Origin of the sequence: Pseudomonas sp. LjRoot277, assembly GCF_964253845.1 — a bacterium.
In the GTDB taxonomy this organism is placed as follows: domain Bacteria; phylum Pseudomonadota; class Gammaproteobacteria; order Pseudomonadales; family Pseudomonadaceae; genus Aquipseudomonas.
Window position 1 is genome coordinate 6,219,202 of the sequence record NZ_CAXURI020000001.1, and the last position, 17,935, is coordinate 6,237,136.

The 17,935-nt window shown below is 58.9% G+C and carries 15 protein-coding genes and 2 tRNA genes; 4 read left to right on the plus strand and 13 right to left on the minus strand.

Annotated elements, in window-relative coordinates; genetic code table 11:
* Positions 1–13 precede the first annotated feature (13 nt).
* The 6 genes from rplI to rnr form a co-directional block, all read right to left on the minus strand.
* A complete protein-coding gene (rplI, locus tag ACSQ87_RS28855) occupies positions 14–460 on the minus strand; it encodes a 50S ribosomal protein L9 (RefSeq protein ID WP_033055552.1) in 447 nt (148 codons plus the stop codon).
* Between the two features lie 19 nt (positions 461–479).
* The gene (locus ACSQ87_RS28860; protein ID WP_223431774.1) at positions 480–1,373 is read right to left on the minus strand and encodes a hypothetical protein; all 894 of its coding nucleotides are present in this window, start codon (positions 1,371–1,373) and stop codon (positions 480–482) included.
* A gap of 36 nt (positions 1,374–1,409) precedes the next feature.
* Positions 1,410–1,640 carry a 30S ribosomal protein S18 gene (rpsR, locus tag ACSQ87_RS28865; RefSeq protein ID WP_002551829.1) on the minus strand — a complete coding sequence of 77 codons (231 nt, stop codon included), beginning with the start codon at positions 1,638–1,640 and terminating at the stop codon, positions 1,410–1,412.
* A 28-nt stretch (positions 1,641–1,668) separates the two neighbouring features.
* The gene (gene rpsF / locus ACSQ87_RS28870; protein WP_003217491.1) at positions 1,669–2,091 is read right to left on the minus strand and encodes a 30S ribosomal protein S6; all 423 of its coding nucleotides are present in this window, start codon (positions 2,089–2,091) and stop codon (positions 1,669–1,671) included.
* Positions 2,092–2,409: 318 nt separating this feature from the next.
* Positions 2,410–3,177: a 23S rRNA (guanosine(2251)-2'-O)-methyltransferase RlmB gene (gene rlmB / locus ACSQ87_RS28875; protein WP_223431775.1), complete on the minus strand. Its 768-nt coding sequence runs from the start codon at positions 3,175–3,177 to the stop codon at positions 2,410–2,412.
* Positions 3,174–5,804, minus strand: a complete 2,631-nt coding sequence (gene rnr / locus ACSQ87_RS28880; RefSeq protein ID WP_223431776.1) for a ribonuclease R — start codon at positions 5,802–5,804, stop codon at positions 3,174–3,176. Before rnr ends, rlmB begins: the two co-directional genes overlap by 4 nt.
* A 226-nt stretch (positions 5,805–6,030) precedes the next feature.
* On the opposite strand from rnr, the gene ACSQ87_RS28885 reads away from it, so the two are divergent.
* The 4 genes from ACSQ87_RS28885 to ACSQ87_RS28900 all read left to right on the plus strand — a co-directional run bounded on the left by ACSQ87_RS28885 (position 6,031) and on the right by ACSQ87_RS28900 (position 9,115).
* Positions 6,031–6,117 (plus strand) — tRNA-Leu (locus ACSQ87_RS28885).
* Between the two features lie 166 nt (positions 6,118–6,283).
* A tRNA-Leu gene (locus ACSQ87_RS28890) sits at positions 6,284–6,370 on the plus strand.
* A gap of 169 nt (positions 6,371–6,539) precedes the next feature.
* Positions 6,540–7,550 (plus strand): extracellular solute-binding protein, encoded by a 1,011-nt coding sequence (locus ACSQ87_RS28895; protein ID WP_436274889.1) that lies wholly within the window; start codon positions 6,540–6,542, stop codon positions 7,548–7,550.
* Positions 7,550–9,115: an ABC transporter permease gene (locus ACSQ87_RS28900; RefSeq protein ID WP_223431778.1), complete on the plus strand. Its 1,566-nt coding sequence runs from the start codon at positions 7,550–7,552 to the stop codon at positions 9,113–9,115. Before ACSQ87_RS28895 ends, ACSQ87_RS28900 begins: the two co-directional genes overlap by 1 nt.
* Positions 9,116–9,211: 96 nt before the next feature.
* Here the strand turns inward: ACSQ87_RS28900 and ACSQ87_RS28905 are convergent, their stop codons facing one another.
* The 7 genes from ACSQ87_RS28905 to hfq form a co-directional block, all read right to left on the minus strand.
* On the minus strand, positions 9,212–11,146 hold the full coding sequence (locus tag ACSQ87_RS28905; protein ID WP_223431779.1) for a methyl-accepting chemotaxis protein: 1,935 nt from the start codon (positions 11,144–11,146) through the stop codon (positions 9,212–9,214).
* Between the two features lie 150 nt (positions 11,147–11,296).
* Positions 11,297–12,589: an adenylosuccinate synthase gene (locus ACSQ87_RS28910; protein WP_010464193.1), complete on the minus strand. Its 1,293-nt coding sequence runs from the start codon at positions 12,587–12,589 to the stop codon at positions 11,297–11,299.
* 54 nt (positions 12,590–12,643) lie between these two features.
* The gene (locus ACSQ87_RS28915; protein WP_007939588.1) at positions 12,644–13,831 is read right to left on the minus strand and encodes an ATP phosphoribosyltransferase regulatory subunit; all 1,188 of its coding nucleotides are present in this window, start codon (positions 13,829–13,831) and stop codon (positions 12,644–12,646) included.
* Positions 13,832–14,149: 318 nt separating this feature from the next.
* Complete coding sequence (gene hflC, locus ACSQ87_RS28920) at positions 14,150–15,019, minus strand: protease modulator HflC (protein WP_008156983.1); 870 nt, start codon at positions 15,017–15,019, stop codon at positions 14,150–14,152.
* Positions 15,019–16,188 carry an FtsH protease activity modulator HflK gene (hflK, locus tag ACSQ87_RS28925; protein ID WP_223431780.1) on the minus strand — a complete coding sequence of 390 codons (1,170 nt, stop codon included), beginning with the start codon at positions 16,186–16,188 and terminating at the stop codon, positions 15,019–15,021. Before hflK ends, hflC begins: the two co-directional genes overlap by 1 nt.
* Positions 16,189–16,284: 96 nt before the next feature.
* Complete coding sequence (gene hflX, locus ACSQ87_RS28930) at positions 16,285–17,586, minus strand: ribosome rescue GTPase HflX (RefSeq protein ID WP_046045721.1); 1,302 nt, start codon at positions 17,584–17,586, stop codon at positions 16,285–16,287.
* Positions 17,587–17,598: 12 nt separating this feature from the next.
* Positions 17,599–17,859 (minus strand): RNA chaperone Hfq, encoded by a 261-nt coding sequence (hfq, locus tag ACSQ87_RS28935; RefSeq protein ID WP_007902656.1) that lies wholly within the window; start codon positions 17,857–17,859, stop codon positions 17,599–17,601.
* Positions 17,860–17,935 lie beyond the last annotated feature (76 nt).

The following is a 17,935-nucleotide window of genomic DNA, read 5'->3' on the forward strand; positions in this document are numbered from 1 at the left end:
CGACAAGTGCTGCTTAAGCTGCTACCACGACAACGCGTACGGTGGCTTCAACTTCGGCGTGCAGGTGCACGGCTACGTCGAATTCGCCTACGTTGCGGATAGTGCCGTTCGGCAGACGAACTTCGCTTTTTGCAACTTCAACGCCAGAGGCGGTCAGTGCATCAGCGATGTCGTGAGTACCGATCGAACCGAACAGCTTGCCTTCGTCGCCAGCGGTGGCAGTGATAGTCACTTCCAGCTCAGCCAGTTGGGCGGCACGGCTTTCAGCCGAAATTTTACGATCTGCTGCGGCTTTTTCCAGCTCAGCGCGACGCTCTTCGAACGCAGCCAGGTTGGCAGCGGTCGCAGCGGTAGCTTTGCCGTAAGGCAGCAGGTAGTTACGACCGTAACCAGCCTTAACGTTCACTTTGTCACCCAGGTTGCCCAGGTTGGTGACTTTTTCCAGAAGGATCAGTTGCATGTGAAAATCCTCTTAACTTTTAACCTTCACCGTTCGCGCTATCGACGTCTTTCGGCGTCGAACGACCGCGAAAATCAATCAGGCTGTCGACGATGGCCAAGACCACCAGCAACGGATAGATCAGCTGCATGAACAGCAACAGCGTGACGTACAACCCCACCAGCCAGAACCTGGCCAGTCGCTTTTGCGCCACCAGCCCGTGAATCAGGGCCAGCCCGGCGAACACCAGCGGTACACTGCACAACGGCGTCAACATGGCCATCTGCGGACCGATGTTCGGCCCCAGAAGCATGCACGCCAGCAGCAACATCGCCGGCAAAAGCGGGAATCGGATGGCGCGAAACTCGCGACCAAAACCACCCGGGTTGTACAACAACGCCTGCCAGTAGCGCCCGACAAGCAGGCTCAGCACACTGACGATTTGCAACAAGGCCGCAATCAGGCCGGTCAGGACCGGTGCGATCAGGGACGCAAAATGCGCTTGCTCGTCTACCGACAACTTCTGGTAGACATCACCGAGTAGCGACGGCATGACTTTTATCAAAGCCTGCGCCAGCATCTCGATTTGGGGACCAAAAATCGTCCCCAGCACCACTGAAAACACCACTCCCATCGCTATGCTGACCAGCAGCACGCGGTTCCAGGACTCGCTTGCGCGCAAAACCAACGCAAGGCTCCAAGATCCCAGCAGCACCAGAAGTGCCCGTGGGTCATCGGAGTAAAGCCACCAGATCAACGCCGGCAGCAGTCCCAGAGCAAGAACGCCCAGGGCGTCCTTCAATCCGCGCCGCAGGAGCACAAGGCAACCAGCGGCAGCACCCAACCAATACAACAACGGCAATGTTGCGCATCCAGCCACTACGAGAGTGGCCTGCATACGGCCGCGCATGATGAACTCAGCTATGGCACGCATGCTTTCAATCCTTTGCTACGTGTCGACTGCCCGGTCTCAGCGGCCGTGGCTGTCGGTGTAGGCCAGCAGGGCCAGGAAGCGGGCGCGCTTGATAGCGGTGGCCAGCTGACGCTGATAACGTGCTTTGGTACCGGTGATGCGGCTTGGAACGATTTTGCCGGTCTCGGATACATAAGCTTTCAGAGTGTTGAGATCTTTGTAATCGATCTCTTTCACGTCTTCAGCGGTGAAGCGGCAGAATTTACGACGACGGAAGAAACGTGCCATTTGATAGGCTCCTTAAAAGGTCCGTGGATTACTCGTCAGCGTTATCGCTGTTGTCGCTGTCATCACTATCAGCGCTTTCAGCGCCTTCGTGCTCAGGACGGTCGCGACGCTCACGGCGCTCACTGCGGTTTTCTTCAGCCTTGAGCATCTCGGATTGGCCGGTAACGGCTTCTTCGCGACGGATGACCAGGTTACGGATCACTGCATCGTTGTAGCGGAAGTTGTCTTCCAGCTCGGCCAGGGCCTTGCCAGTGCACTCAACGTTCAGCATCACGTAGTGAGCCTTGTGAACATTGTTGATTGCGTAGGCCAGTTGACGACGGCCCCAATCTTCCAGACGGTGGATTTTGCCGCCGTCTTCTTCGATCAGCTTGGTGTAACGCTCTACCATGCCGCCGACTTGCTCGCTTTGATCCGGGTGGACCAAAAAGATGATTTCGTAATGACGCATGAATGCTCCTTACGGGTTGTAGCCTGCCGCTCAAAAGCGGTCAGACAAGGAGTGAATGACACTTATGGACTTGCTTGCGATAGACACATGCGTGCCTGCCGTCACAGCAAGGGGCGCAATTGTAGAGAAGGGACAGAAGAGGTGCAAGGCAATTGGTGATTATTTGAACAGTTCGTTCGCACCACCGATCTTTGCCCTGACACAGAACCAATGTGGGAGCGGGCTTGCTCGCGAATGCGGTACATCAGTCAACATTGATGTCGACTGACACTCCCTCTTCGCGAGCAAGCCCGCTCCCACATTTGGATCGCGTGCGACTTAAGACTTTTTGGTAGACGCCGCAGCCTTGACACTGCGCTGGCGCAGGGCCTCGAACAGGCACACGCCGGTCGCCACGGATACGTTGAGACTGCTGACACTGCCGGCCATCGGCAGGCGCACCAGGTAATCGCAAAGATCGCGAGTCAGGCGACGCATGCCGCTGCCTTCCGCGCCCATGATCAGGATGGTCGGGCCAGTCATGTCTTGTTGATACAGACTCTGCTCGGCCTCGCCCGCCGTACCGACAACCCACAAGCCGCGCTGCTTGAGTTTTTCCAGGGTGCGCGCCAGGTTGGTCACGGCGACCAACGGAATCACTTCCGCCGCACCGCAGGCAACTTTACGTACCGTTGGGGTCAGCGTGGCTGACTTGTCCTTCGGCACGATCACCGCCAGTGCGCCCGCCGCATCAGCCGAACGCAGGCAAGCGCCGAGGTTGTGCGGATCGGTCACGCCGTCGAGTACCAGCAACAGCGGCGCGCCTTCGGTGCGATCGAGCAGCTCGTCGAGCATCGCCTCGCCCCAGACCTGGCTCGGACTCACGTCCGCCACCACGCCCTGGTGCACGCCATCAACCCAGGCATCCAGCTCACGGCGCTCGGCGTTGCCGACGGCCACGCGATTTTCGTTCGCCAACTCGATCAGCGTCTGAACCCGCGGATCACTGCGGCCTTCGGCCAGCCAGATCTGCTTGACGCGTTTTGGGTGGTGACGCAGTAACGCTTCTACAGCGTGCACGCCGTAGATCTTTTCCAACTGACTCATGACTTGGCCTTCGGTTTACGCGCCCCGCCGCTTTTGGCGGCTGGAGCAGAACCCGCTTTTGGCGGGCCTTTACGGTGCTTGCTCGGTTTGGCTGGCTTGCCGCCGGGAGCCTTGTCAGGCGCCGACCGTCCGGTCTTTCCCCCAGACGCCGCTTTACCGCCGCTTTTCGCTTCAGACAGCAACGCCTGCTTCATTTCGCGGCTTTTGCGCAATTCAGCATTTTTCGCCGCGGCATCGCTCGGGCGATAGGCTTCTACGGCTTTTTCCTTGGCAGGACGACGACCGGTTTTCGCCGGGGCCGGCTCTGCAGCCGTTTTGGTAGCAGGTGCAGTGGTTTCAGTCCCGCGCTTCTTGCGGCCAATCGGCGCGCTGATGGTTTTTTCAGCCATCTCGAAGTCGATCTTGCGCTCGTCGAGGTCGACGCGCATGACGCGCACTTCAACGGTATCGCCAAGGCGGAAGCTGCGCCCGGTACGTTCACCGGCCAGGCGGTGGTGCACAGGATCGAAGTGGTAGTAATCGCCCGGCAGCGCGGTGACGTGCACCAGGCCTTCGACGTAGATATCGGTCAGCTCGACGAACAGACCAAAACCGGTCACGGCAGTGATCACACCAGGGAACGACTCGCCCACACGGTCTTTCATGAACTCGCACTTGAGCCAGTTCACGACATCGCGGGTCGCTTCGTCGGCACGGCGCTCGCTCATCGAGCACTGCTCGCCGAGCTGTTCCAGAATCGCTTCGTCGTACGGGTAGATGCGCGCCTTCGGAATGGTCATCGCGCCAGCACGGCGAACGTGCGGGGTGTCCATTTTCGAATGGATGACGCTGCGAATCGCCCGGTGCGTGAGCAAGTCCGGGTAGCGGCGGATCGGCGAGGTGAAGTGGGTATAGGCTTCGTAATTCAGGCCGAAGTGGCCCTGGTTATCGGCGCTATACACCGCTTGGCTCAACGAACGCAGCATGACGGTCTGGATCAGATGGAAATCCGGACGGTCCTTGATGCTCGCCAGCAGTGCCTGGTAATCCTTCGGCGACGGGCCGTCCTTGCCTTTGTGCAGGGACAGACCGAGCTCGCCAAGGAAGGCGCGCAGTTTTTCCAGACGCTCCGGTGGCGGGCCATCGTGGACGCGATACAGCGCAGGGATTTCGTGCTTTTTCAGGAATTCGGCGGTGGCCACGTTGGCCGCCAGCATGCATTCCTCGATCAGCTTGTGGGCGTCGTTACGAACGGTCGGACGGATTTCGGCAATCTTGCGCTCGGTCCCGAAGATGATCCGGGTTTCCTGCGTTTCGAAATCGATCGCGCCACGCACGTGACGAGCGGCCAGCAGCACTTTGTACAGTGCATAAAGTTGCTTGAGGTGCGGCAGAACGTCGTTGTACTCACCACGAAGCTGACGCGCCTCGGTGAGTTTCGGCGTTTCCAGCATCGCGCTGACTTTGTTGTAGGTCAGGCGAGCGTGGGAGTGGATCACCGCTTCGTAGAAGCAGTAGTCGGTCATTTCGCCGGATTTGGAGATGGTCATCTCGCAAACCATGGCCAGACGATCGACGTGCGGGTTCAGCGAGCACAGGCCGTTGGACAGCTGCTCAGGCAGCATCGGCACGACGCGCTCGGGGAAGTACACCGAGTTGCCACGAACCTGGGACTCGTTGTCCAGAGCCGAACCGATTTTCACGTAGCTGGAAACGTCGGCAATCGCCACGTACAACTTCCAGCCGCCGGAGAACAGGCGCAGCTTGCCCGGCTTGGCTTCGCAGTAGACCGCATCATCGAAGTCGCGCGCATCTTCGCCGTCGATGGTCACGAACGGCAGATGGCGCAGGTCGATGCGCTTCTCTTTGTCTTTCTCTTCGACTTCCGGCTTGAGCTTGGCGGCTTCTTTCAGCACAGCCTCAGGCCAGACGTGAGGAATATCGTAGGTGCGCAGGGCAACGTCGATTTCCATGCCCGGCGCCATGTAGTTGCCCACGACTTCGACCACGTCGCCTTGCGGCTGGAAGCGTGGCGTCGGCCAGTGAGTGATCTTCACTTCGACGAACTGACCGATCTGGGCGTTGGCGTTACGGCCCGGCGTGACCAGCACTTCTTGCTGGATCTTCGGATTGTCCGCAACAACGAAGCCGATACCGCCCTCTTCAAAGTAGCGACCAACGATCGTCTCGTGGGCACGGGATACGACTTCGACAATCATGCCTTCGCGACGACCGCGACGGTCGAGACCGGAAACACGGGCCAGCGCACGGTCACCATCGAACACCAGACGCATTTGCGCCGGGCTCATGAACAGGTCGTCACTGCCGTCGTCCGGGACCAGGAAGCCGAAGCCGTCACGGTGACCGCTGATGCGGCCCAGGATCAGGTCGAGCTTGTCCACCGGCGCATAGGTGCCGCGACGGGTATAGATGAGTTGAGCGTCGCGCTCCATGGCGCGCAGGCGGCGGCGCAGAGCTTCGATCTGGTCTTCTGTGGTCAGACCAAACTCTTCGACCAACTGCTCGCGGTTAGCAGGCGAACCCCGATCAGCAAGGTGCTGAAGGATCAGTTCGCGGCTAGGAATAGGGTTTTCATATTTTTCCGCTTCACGAGCGGCCTCGGGATCGAGGGACTGCCAATCGGCCATTAGAGAGTTTTCACCTTGTCTATATGCGGGTTAGTTTGGCATAGGCGTAATGAAACGGGAAATTTCAGGCTATGACAGCCCATCTAAAGCCCTTTATCGACACCGCGAAGCTGAATTAAATGCCACTGGTAAAATTTTCCAGGTTTTTTCGACTTCAGGGGTTTACAGTTAAAAAGACGCTCCGTATAGTGCGCGCCATCGACGACGCAGACGCATTGTCGATAATGCCCAGATGGTGAAATTGGTAGACACGCCAGCTTCAGGTGCTGGTGACCGCAAGGTCGTGGAAGTTCGAGTCTTCTTCTGGGCACCAATTTCGAGCTTGAGATTAGTTCAATTTCAAGGCTCACACAAAAACCCGCGAAAGCGGGTTTTTTGCATTCTAAGCCCCTGATTTATTAAAACTAAATCAGGGGTTTACAGATCAAAAAGCTCTCCGTATAGTGCGCCACATCAACAGCGGCAACGCTGAAGATTATGCCCAGATGGTGAAATTGGTAGACACGCCAGCTTCAGGTGCTGGTGACCGCAAGGTCGTGGAAGTTCGAGTCTTCTTCTGGGCACCAATTCAAATTTCAGAGTCGATCTGAAATTTCACAAAAACCCGCGAGAGCGGGTTTTTGCGTTTCCGGGGTTTGTGTACCAACCCCTCACCCGCTGCAAGGCGCACTTGAGAAACAATATCGTTTATCATTGTTTCAAGTTTTTGCAATGCGACAGTGAGGAACCTTGCGAATGATGTTTCGAAATACCCTGCGCCGCGGTCTGACCATAACCCTGCTCGGCCTGGCACTCGCCACTCCCCTCACCCAAGCCGACGAACCGGTTTCCCTGACACTCTATAACGGTCAACACAAGGAAGTCGGCGACGCTATCGCCAAAGCCTTCGAAGCCAAGACCGGGACTCACGTCAATGTGCGCAAAGGCAGCAGCAACCAGCTCGCCAGCCAGGTCGTCGAAGAGGGCGATCGCTCCCCTGCCGACGTGATCTACACCGAAGAATCGCCACCACTGAACAAACTCGGCGAACAAGGCCTGCTGGCGCAGACCGATGCCGCCACCCTTGCCGTTCTGCCGAAAGACTACGTCGCCGGCAACGGCACCTGGATCGGTGTCACCGCACGGGTCCGCGTGGTCGCCTTCAACCCGAAACTGATCGATGAAAAAGACCTGCCCAAATCGGTCATGGAGTTCTCCGATCCGAAATGGCAAGGCAAGGTCGGCTTCGTGCCCACCAGCGGCGCGTTTCAGGAACAAGCCGTGGCGATCATCAAAGTGCATGGCATGGACGCGGCCGAAGAATGGCTGACCGGCTTGCGTGCTTTCGGCAAGACCTACAGCAACAACATGGTTGCACTGAAGGCGGTGGAAAACGGCGAAGTCGCTACCGTGCTGGTGAACAACTATTACTGGTTCGCCTTGCAGCGTGAAAAAGGTCAGCTCGATTCGAAACTGTATTACTTCACCGGCGGCGACGTCGGCGGACTGATCACCGTATCCAGTGCGGCCGTGCTGAAATCCAGCAAGCATCCAAAAGAAGCCCAGCAGTTTCTCGCCTACATGGCCAGCGAAGAAGGTCAGCGCGTGATCACCCAGACCACCGCCGAATACCCGCTGCACAAAGGCATGGAATCGGATCGTGGGCTCAAGCCGTTCAGCGAACTTGAGGCACCGAAAGTCACGCCAGCCGACTTGGGCAATGCCGAAGAAGCCCTGGACCTGGAACGTGACGTTGGCTTGAACTGATGAGCGCATCGTTATCCGCCCCCGTCGCGCGCGGGGGTTATGTGCCACGGCGCAAGCGGCCATCGATCTGGCTGTTGCTACCGGTTTTGCTGCTGGTGGTACTCAGCCTGTTACCGCTGGCGTATGTAGGGCTCAAAACCTGGCAGGCCGGCTGGGCTGAGGCGCTGCATTTGTTGTGGCGACCTTATGTGTTTGGCCTGCTGCGCAACACCCTGGCGCTGATGGTCGGTGTGACGCTCGCCTGTGGCGTGATTGGCCTGTCGCTGGCTTGGCTGCTTGAGCGCAGCAACTTGCCGGGACGGCGCTTGTGGGGCGTGATTCTGTGCCTGCCGTTCGCGGTACCGGCATTTGTCAGCAGCTTTACCTGGGTATCGCTGAGCGCTCATTTCGAAGGCTTGGGCGGGGCAATCCTGGTGATGACCCTGTCCAAGTACCCGCTGATCTTTCTGCCGGTCGCGGCGACCCTGCGCAATCTCGATCCCTCCCTCGAAGAATCCGCCCGCACACTGGGACAGAATCGCTGGGGTGTGTTTTTCAGAATTACCCTGCCGCTGCTCTGGCCATCACTGCTCGCCGGCTCACTGCTGATCGCGCTGCACATGCTGGTGGAATTCGGTGCGTTGTCGATCATCGGACTGCAAACCTTTACCACCGCGATCTATCAACAGTTCGAACTGGAATTCAGTAACGCAAATGCTGCGATGCTTTCCGCCGTGTTGCTAGCACTGTGTCTGATGCTGCTTTGGTTGGAACTGCGCGTACGAGGCAAGGGCCGACACGTGCGTACCGGTCAGGGCGCGGCCCGGCATGCGGAACAGGTTCGGCTGGGGCCGTGGGCTGCTGCCGGACAACTTTATTGCCTGGCGCTGGCGATCATCGGCAGCGGTATTCCGCTCGGAATGCTGGCGTACTGGCTGGCAGTGGGTTCGTCGGCTGCGTTCCCGGTAGCTGCGATCAGCGAGGCGCTGCTCTCCTCCCTGGCGTTGTCGCTAGGTGGCGCCGCGCTGTGCCTGGTGCTGGCCGTGCCGGTGGGATTGCTGGTGGTGCGCTACAAAGGCCAATTGGCAATCTGGGCCGAACGCTTGCCGTATCTGCTGCATGCGCTGCCAGGACTGGTGATCGCGCTGACGCTGGTGTATTTCGCCCTGCATTATGTGCCGGCGCTGTACCAGACTTCAGCATTGTTGCTGATTGCTTATGCGCTGTTGTTTCTGCCACTGGCGCAGGCGCCAATTCGTACGGCACTGAACAAAGCTGCGCCGCAACTGGAAGAGGCTGCACGCACGCTGGGAGCGTCGTCCTTCAGCGCGTTTTGCCGGGTGACGTTACCGATCATCTTCCCTGCACTCGGCGCGGCGTTTGCGCTAGTTTTTCTGGATGCGATGAAGGAGCTGACAGCGACGCTGCTGCTGAGTCCGACCGGACTCAATACGCTGGCGACGGAAGTCTGGGCGCATACCGCGAATGTGGAGTTTGCGGCGGCGGCGCCTTATGCGGCGTTGTTGATATTGGTGTCGGGGTTGCCGGTTTATCTGCTAACTACCCGGATGTATTTGAGCCGTTAAGACCGCTTTCGCGAGCAAGCCCGCTCCCACAGGGGAATGCATTCCAATGTGGGAGCGGGCTTGCTCGCGAAGAGGCCAGTCCAAACAAAGAACATCCTAAGCCCGGAACTGCCCCAGGCTCGCCTTCAACTGCGCCGCCAAGCCATCCAGCACCTTGCCACTGGCCGTGGTTTCCACTACCGCTTGAGCCGCTTTCTCAGCCTGCGCATGAATGGTTTCAACCCGACCACGCACCGCTTGCGCGCCTTGTGCCTGATGGGCAGCCGCCTGGGTTGCCAGACCTATCGCCGCATGCACTTGCTCGACCGACGCCTGCACCGATTGCTGCAACCGCGCACTGTCACGCAACACCAGCAAACCTTCACTGGCCTGTCGCCCGGCCTGACCGATCGCGGCCACCGCCTCACGCGCACCTTGCTGCAACGCAACGATGTGCGCCTGAATGTCGCCGGTAGAGCTTTGTGTCTTGCTCGCCAGCGCCCGCACTTCATCGGCCACCACGGCAAACCCGCGACCAGTCTCGCCCGCACGCGCTGCCTCAATGGCCGCGTTCAGCGCCAGCAGGTTGGTTTGCTCGGCGATTCCGTGAATCACCGTCAGCACCACTTCAATCTGCTCACTCTGCTGCGCCAGCCGCTCGATGACTTTCGCCCCGGTGTCGACCTGCCCGGCCAACGCCTCGATCAGGCTACCGACTTTTGCCGACGTCCGCGTGTTTTCATCCGTGGCCGAACGAATATCCACCACTTGCTGCAAGGCTGCCTGCATGGCATGACTTTCAGACTGGGCTTCGTCAGCCATTTGCGACAACGCACGCAGGCTCTCGGCCACTTCATCGCGCTGCATGCCCGCCGCTTTATCGGCCCCGGCATTGCGCAAGGTCATCGCGCCGATTTCCACACCGGTACGCTGAGCCACATCGCCCGCTTCGCGCACGATCGGCTGCAACTTATCCACAAAGCGATTGACCGCCGAGGCCATGTCGCCGATTTCGTCTTTGCTGTTGATCTGCACACGCTTGGTCAGGTCGCCCTCGCCCGCCGCCAAATCATCCATGGCGCTGATCAGCATCTTCAAGCGGTTGACCACTCGACGACCCAGCACCACCGCGAGCAACAGCAGCACACCACAACCGACCAGCGCCAGGCCCATGCCGATGCGCCAGCGTAAGGTCGCCGCAGCCTCCTGCACAGTGCTGGTGGTATTGGCTTTCATTTCAGATGCCGTGGACTGAGCGGACGTCAGACGCGCACGCATCGCCGTGGCGCTGTCAGCCGCCGCGCCCTTGAGGCTGTCGCCCACCAATTGATCGCTGCTGGCGATCAGCGCCGAGAAGCGTTTGTCCAGGGCCGCCAGATCGGTTTCCACCGAGGCGGTCGAGACGCCCATCAAGACCTTGCCGATTTCCACGCCGTTAGGATTGATCGAAGCTTCGAGGTAATAGACCGACGGATCGTTCTTCGCCGCATCCAGCAACTTGTCCAGGGCACGCTCGCCCTGCCCCTTCTCGAGCAGCGCTTTGTTGATCGGGTTTTCGCGGTTGAGGTAGCGCGTCAGATGCTGCCCCGTCGCGTCGTCGTAGACCACGAACAACACGTTGGGATTACGCTGAGCCCGGCGGGCGAACTCGGACAGGGTTGGAACGTCGCTGTCCCACATGGCGCGGGGTGCGACCGAAGCCAGAAGCTGCGCCATATCATTGGCGGAGTCCTTCAGATCCTTTTCCAGCGTCGCACGCAGTTGCGCCTGCTCGTCCTTCAATCGCGAGGACAATCCCGCCGTAAGGCGCTGACGCGTGCTAGTGGAGAGGCTGTCGAGGCTCGACGTGACTTCACGCCCTGCCTGCTCAAGTTCCCCGGAAAGTTTTTGACTGTCGGCACCCAGGCGCACACCCAGATCGGCTTCCAGTGCGGTCACTGTGCTCCGAGTCAGGGCGACAGCCACCAGCACCTGCACCAACAGTGCGATACCAAGGGTAACGAACACAGGCCGTAATAGACGGCTTTGTAACAGTGAGAGAACGGCCGACACTTAGAATCCCTCTGCTTTAACGCCATTAAATTGATGGCACGCTAGAAGCGATGCGCTTAATGAAGTTCACAGCAAGGGTCGTGCCGTCCGACAGACAGAAACGACAAAGGCCCCAATCAAGGGGCCTTTGTGTTTTACATCAACGACTTATTAAGCGAACGGGTGACGCAGAACGATGGTTTCGTTGCGGTCCGGGCCCGTCGAAATAATGTCGATCGGCGCACCGACCAACTCTTCAACGCGTTTGATGTAGTTGCGTGCAGCCTGTGGCAGCTCTTCCAGGGTCTTGGCACCGACGGTGGATTCGGTCCAGCCTGGCATCTCTTCGTACACCGGCTCCAGGCCGATGTAGCTGTCGGCGTCAGTCGGTGCGTCAATCACTGCACCATCCTGGTTCTTGTAGCCAACGCAGATGTTGATGGTTTCCAGACCGTCCAGCACGTCCAGCTTGGTCAGGCACAGGCCCGAGATGCTGTTGACGTCGATAGCGCGACGCAGGATGACGGCATCGAACCAGCCGCAACGACGGGCACGGCCAGTGGTAGCGCCGAACTCGTGGCCACGCTTGGCCAGGAAAGCACCCACATCATCAAACAGCTCAGTCGGGAACGGACCCGAACCGACGCGAGTGGTGTAGGCCTTGGTGATGCCGAGGATGTAATCCAGGTACATCGGACCAAAACCCGAACCGGTAGCGATGCCGCCCGCAGTGGTGTTGGAGCTGGTGACGTACGGGTAGGTGCCGTGGTCGATGTCCAGCAGGGAGCCTTGGGCGCCTTCGAACATGATGTCTTTGCCAGCGCGACGCAGTTCGTGCAGCTCAGCGGTGACGTCGAGCATCATCGGCTTCAGCAGCTCGGCGTATTCCATGCACTCGTCGAGTGTTTTCTGGAAGTCGATCGCCGGCTCTTTGTAGTAATTGACCAGAACGAAGTTGTGGTAATCCAGCAACTCGCCCAGCTTGGCGGCGAAACGCTCACGGTGGAACAGGTCACCGATGCGCAGGCCACGACGTGCAACCTTGTCTTCGTACGCCGGGCCGATGCCGCGACCGGTAGTACCGATCTTCAGCTCGCCACGGGCCTTTTCACGCGCCTGGTCCAGCGCTACGTGATAGGACAGGATCAGCGGGCAGGACGGGCTGATACGCAGGCGCTCGCGCACCGGTACGCCTTTCTCTTCCAGCTTGATGATTTCCCGCAGCAGAGCGTCGGGTGCAACCACCACACCGTTGCCGATCAGGCACTGCACGCCTTCGCGCAGCACGCCCGACGGGATCAGGTGCAAGACGGTTTTTTCGCCATCGATCACCAGGGTGTGACCAGCGTTGTGGCCACCCTGGTAGCGCACTACGGCGGCAGCATGTTCGGTCAGCAGATCAACGATCTTGCCTTTGCCCTCATCACCCCATTGGGTGCCCAGGACTACGACATTCTTACCCATAACACTTGTCCTCATTCGCGCAAACTTGGTGCCGGCCGCGGCCGACAGGAAAACTCAAGAAGCCAGTGGCGATACTTGCCAAAGCCCGTTCTGCTGAATCAATTGCCGGTCGCAGTCCGCTTCACGGGCGGCGGCCAATGGTTGCCCAGGCAACGCCTGAACGACACGCTGACCCTCACTGCGCAACTGGCAAACCTGCTGCCAGAGTGCCGCATCCGTACTGTCAGGCATCCAGATACCGCCAGACGGTAACTCGATCTCAGCACGCCCCAGGGTCACCAGGGTTTTCAAATCGGTAGAGAAGCCGGTTGCCGGACGAGCCCGACCGAAGTCGGCACCGATGTCGTCGTAACGACCGCCCTGAGCAATGGACTGGCCAACACCCGGCACGAACACCGCGAACACCACACCGGTGTGGTAGTGGTAGCCGCGCAACTCGCCCAGGTCGAAATACAACGGCAACTCAGGGAAACGCGTGGACAGACGCTCGGCAATCGCCAGCAAGTCGTCCAGAGCTGCCAGAACCGGCGCCGGCGCATTCGCCAGACGCTCGCGGGCAGCGCTCAATACTTCACGGCCGCCACACAGGTCGACCAGCGCCCGCAACATGCCCGACAGATCGGCAGGCAAGCCTTCGGTCAAGGTAATGACCTCGTCGATGGCTTTACGTTGCAATGCATCGAACAGCTGTTGCTCGACTTCACCGGACAAACCGGCGGCGCGAGCGAGGCCACGGTAGATACCCACATGACCGAGGTCCATGTGCACGTCCGGCACATCGGCCAGTTGCAGCATAGCCAACATCAGGCTGATGACTTCCACGTCGCTGCTCGGGCTGGCATCGCCGTACAACTCGGCACCCAGCTGGATCGGGCTGCGCGAGGACGACAAGGCGCGCGGCTGAGCGTGCAGCACGCTACCGGCATAGCACAGACGACTCGGGCCTTCGCGACGCAAGGTGTGCGCATCGATGCGCGCCACTTGCGGCGTGATGTCGGCACGAAAACCCATCTGCCGGCCCGATTGCGGGTCGATGACCTTGAAGGTACGCAGATCGAGGTCCTGGCCCGCGCCGGTCAGCAGGGATTCCAGGTACTCGATATGGGGAGTCACGACAAACTCGTAACCCCAGCTCTGGAACAGATCCAACACCTGACGACGCGCGACTTCAATGCGCGCCGCTTCTGGTGGCAGTACTTCTTCGATGCCATCTGGCAGCAGCCAGCGGTCTACCGTTGCCATTACGCCATTCCCCTATGATCCGGGCGACAAGCCTTTGGGCGAGCCTTGAGTGAAGCAGAAAATGATCGGTTCATGCGCACAAACCACGCGCATGAACAACGGGGCGAAAAGCCTGAAATCGGCTTCGCCAACCACTTTCCTCGAAAAACCTGTCGAGTCATTCAACTCGGACGCCTGCATAAAAAACAGCAATCAAACGTGCAGACGCAAAAAAGCCGGGAATTTCCCGGCTGCCGCATCATACACACGTTTTCCCAAAGGATCACCCCGCCCGAGGTGTTAGCCGTCAGGCGGGGGATGATTCAGGTCAACGTCGTATCAAGGCTTGGCTTTTTCCAGGTAACGGAAGAAGTCGCTGCTTGGGTCCAGGACCATGACGTCGGATTTGTTCGCGAAGCTTTCACGGTAGGCACGCAGGCTACGGTAGAAACCGTAGAACTCCTGATCCTGGCCGTAGGCCTTGGAGTAGATCGCAGCAGCCTGGGCATCACCATCACCACGAACCTCTTCAGATTCGCGATAGGCTTCAGCCAGCAACACGCGGCGTTGACGATCAGCGTCGGCACGAATGCCTTCCGACAGTTCGTTACCCTTGGCGCGGTGCTCGCGAGCTTCACGCTCACGCTCGGAACTCATGCGCTCGAACACGCTGCGGTTCACTTCTTTCGGCAGATCGATGGCCTTGACCCGAACATCGACAACTTCGATGCCCAGCTCTTTTTCCGCCATCTTGTTCAACGAAGCCGTGATATCGGTCATCAGCGCATCGCGCTCACCGGAAACCACTTCGTGCAGCGTGCGCTTACCGAACTGGTCACGCAGGCCCGATTCCAGACGACGGGAAAGACGTTCGTCAGCGATCTGCTTGAGGCCGGAAGTCGCGGTGTAGAAGCGCTCGGCATCTTTCACGCGCCACTTGGCGTAGGCATCAACCATGACGGCTTTCTTTTCCAGCGTCAGGAAGCGTTGTGTCGGTGCATCCAGCGTCATCAGGCGTGCGTCGAATTTGCGCACCTGGTTAACGTAAGGCACTTTCACATGCAGGCCCGGCTGAACATCAGTCTGGACCACACGACCGAACTGCAGCAGCACCGCACGCTCGGTCTGAGCCACGATGTAGAAACAGTTCCAGGCAGCGATCGCCACGACGACGCCGACAATAAGGGCGATCAGCGATTTATTGCTCATCAGCGACTCTCCCTGGTACGTGCTTGCTGTTGCTGCAGATCGGCTGCACGCACATTCGCTTCATTGCTGGTGGCTGCCGCGCCGGTCACCGGAGTGCTGGTGCTGCGACCACTTTCGACCATCTTGTCCAGCGGCAAGTACAGCAGATTGCTCTGGCCATTCTTGTTGCCGGTCACGAGAACCTTGCTGGTATTGCTGAAGACTTCCTGCATGGTGTCCAGGTACAGACGCTGACGGGTCACTTCAGGTGCCTTGCGATACTCGCTCACCAGCTTGGTGAAGCGATCAGCCTCACCCTTGGCGCGCGAGACGGTTTCGTCACGGTAACCATTGGCATCTTCGATGATGCGCTGGGCCTGACCACGGGCTTCCGGCACGACGCCGTTGGCGTAGGTTTCAGCCTGGTTACGCGAACGCTGCTCGTCTTCACGGGCACGGATCACGTCATCGAAGGCTTCCTGCACTTCACGCGGTGCGGCTGCGCTCTGTACGTTGACCTGAGTGACGGTGATGCCGGTGCGATAGGTATCCATGAAGCGTTGCAGACGCTCCTTGATTTCGCTGGCCATCAATTCACGACCTTCGGTCAGCACCTGGTCCATAGCGGTGGAACCCACCACGTGGCGCAAGGCACTTTCGGTCGCGTGCTGCAGGCTGATTTCCGGCTGATCAACGCTCAGCACGAAGTCCTGCAGATTGCTGATCTTGTACTGCACGGTCAGCGGCACTTCGACGATGTTCTCGTCTTCAGTCAGCATTTGACCTTGCTTGGTATAGGCACGCTCACGAGTGACGTTTTCCAGGTACTTGCGATCGATCGGCGGGAAATAGATGTTCAGGCCCGGGCCAACGGTTTCGTAGTACTTGCCGAAGCGCAGCACCACGGCTTGCTCCTGCTCGTCGACTACATAGACCGCGCTGTACAGCCATACGGCCGCCAACACGACCAGGCCGATGCCGAGCAGACCGCCGAAGCCGCTACTCCTGCCCGAACCGCCACCGTCATCACCGCGTTTCTTACCACCACCGAACAACCCGTTCAGGCTTTCCTGCAGCTTTCGGAAGGCCTCGTCGAGATCCGGTGGTCCCTTGCGGTCGCCGTTATTGCGGCGTTTGCCACCCCAAGGATCCTGATTATTCGAGTTGCCACCCGGCTCATTCCAAGCCATAGCGCTCTCCATCTGATAAAGCAAAGACGCACCCACGGCGCGCCGACCAATGCTACAGAATGCCTGTCACCGCGGCACAACCGCTTTCTCAGGCTTTTATTGCAAAGTGTGTTGCTCGATGAATTCCATCGGTTGCAGTCCTTCGCGGCTCACCAGTCGATTCAACTCGACCCGAGGCAAGCGAACGGCCAGCAGGCTGATGCCTTCTTCGTCGTGTTCTTCTTTCTGCACCGCACCGAGCTCGAAAAACTGCGCACGCAGTCGAGCAAAACGTTGCGGTAAGCGCAAGGTGCCAACAAACAAATCACCGCCCAGCAACTCGGCAATGGCTTGCTCAAGCAATTCCAGACCACTGCCATCACGCGCCGACAGCCAGACCCGTTGGGGCTTGCCGTTTTCGTCGCGCTGGATTTGTGGCTCAACGCCTTCAAGCAAATCGAGTTTGTTATAGACCTCGAGGATCGGCAAGTCCTGGGCACCGATCTCGCCCAGCACCACCATCACCTGCTCGATCTGCAACATGCGATCCGGTTCGGCCGCATCGATCACGTGCAACAGCAGGTCCGAGTTGCTCGACTCTTCGAGCGTAGACCGAAACGCCTCGACCAGTTTGTGGGGCAAGTGGCGTATGAAACCCACCGTGTCGGCCAGGACAATCGGCCCCAGATCGTCGAGCTCCAGACGGCGCAAAGTCGGGTCCAGCGTGGCAAACAACTGGTCAGCCGCGTACACGTCGGATTTCGTCACGTTATTGAAGAGCGTGGATTTGCCGGCGTTGGTATACCCCACCAGGGACACGGTAGGAATATCCGCACGCGAACGACCGCGTCGCGACTGTTCGCGCTGACTGCGCACTTTTTCCAGTCGGCCCTTGATCTGTCGCAGGCGAACCCGCAGCAAACGGCGGTCGGTTTCCAGCTGGGTTTCACCCGGGCCACGCATACCGATACCGCCACCCTGACGCTCAAGGTGAGTCCAGCCACGAACCAGCCGGGTGCTCATGTGGTCAAGCTGGGCCAGTTCTACCTGGAGCTTGCCTTCATGGGTACGGGCGCGTTGGGCGAAAATATCGAGAATCAGACCGGTACGGTCGATCACGCGACACTCGAAAACACGTTCGAGGTTACGCTCCTGACTGGGCGTGAGGATGTGATTGAAAATCACCAGATCGGCCTCTTCGGCCTTGACCAGGTCGCGTAGTTCCTCGACCTTGCCGCTGCCAATCAGGAATTTGGCGGTTGGCCGATGACGCGGTACGTTAAAAAACGCAACGGTCTCGGCGCCCGCCGAATTAGCCAGTTCCTGAAACTCCTGCGGATCTTCGCGCGCCTCAGGGTCCTGTCCATCCAAGTGAACGAGGATTACTCGCTCACCACCACCGTGGCGCTCAAAGAACAAAGGAGACTCCTATCAGGCGTTACCTGGCTCAGCGTCACCTGCTTCGGATTCGGTTGCGCTAGGCAGACGAATTGGACGAACCGGCACCACTGTAGAGATAGCGTGTTTGTAAACCATCTGGCTGACGGTGTTTTTCAGCAGGATAACGAACTGGTCAAAAGACTCGATCGTGCCTTGCAGTTTGATCCCGTTGACCAGGTAGATGGAAACCCCCACTTTCTCTTTACGTAAAGTATTCAAGTAAGGGTCTTGTAGCGAATGCCCTTTTGACATGTGCCGCACTCCTTTAAGGATTCAATATAAAAAATAGGTAAACAGATGGCTTGTGGCCGTCACACCCCCAAGGATA

Bases quoted from the DNA above. Each gene is read 5' to 3' on its own strand.
- rplI (WP_033055552.1), bottom strand. From the start codon at position 460: ATGCAACTGATCCTTCTGGAAAAAGTCACCAACCTGGGCAACCTGGGT.
- ACSQ87_RS28860 (WP_223431774.1), bottom strand. From the start codon at position 1,373: ATGCGTGCCATAGCTGAGTTCATCATGCGCGGCCGTATGCAGGCCACT.
- rpsR (WP_002551829.1), bottom strand. From the start codon at position 1,640: ATGGCACGTTTCTTCCGTCGTCGTAAATTCTGCCGCTTCACCGCTGAA.
- rpsF (WP_003217491.1), bottom strand. From the start codon at position 2,091: ATGCGTCATTACGAAATCATCTTTTTGGTCCACCCGGATCAAAGCGAG.
- rlmB (WP_223431775.1), bottom strand. From the start codon at position 3,177: ATGAGTCAGTTGGAAAAGATCTACGGCGTGCACGCTGTAGAAGCGTTA.
- rnr (WP_223431776.1), bottom strand. From the start codon at position 5,804: ATGGCCGATTGGCAGTCCCTCGATCCCGAGGCCGCTCGTGAAGCGGAA.
- ACSQ87_RS28895 (WP_436274889.1), top strand. From the start codon at position 6,540: ATGATGTTTCGAAATACCCTGCGCCGCGGTCTGACCATAACCCTGCTC.
- ACSQ87_RS28900 (WP_223431778.1), top strand. From the start codon at position 7,550: ATGAGCGCATCGTTATCCGCCCCCGTCGCGCGCGGGGGTTATGTGCCA.
- ACSQ87_RS28910 (WP_010464193.1), bottom strand. From the start codon at position 12,589: ATGGGTAAGAATGTCGTAGTCCTGGGCACCCAATGGGGTGATGAGGGC.
- ACSQ87_RS28915 (WP_007939588.1), bottom strand. From the start codon at position 13,831: ATGGCAACGGTAGACCGCTGGCTGCTGCCAGATGGCATCGAAGAAGTA.
- hflC (WP_008156983.1), bottom strand. From the start codon at position 15,019: ATGAGCAATAAATCGCTGATCGCCCTTATTGTCGGCGTCGTCGTGGCG.
- hflK (WP_223431780.1), bottom strand. From the start codon at position 16,188: ATGGCTTGGAATGAGCCGGGTGGCAACTCGAATAATCAGGATCCTTGG.
- hfq (WP_007902656.1), bottom strand. From the start codon at position 17,859: ATGTCAAAAGGGCATTCGCTACAAGACCCTTACTTGAATACTTTACGT.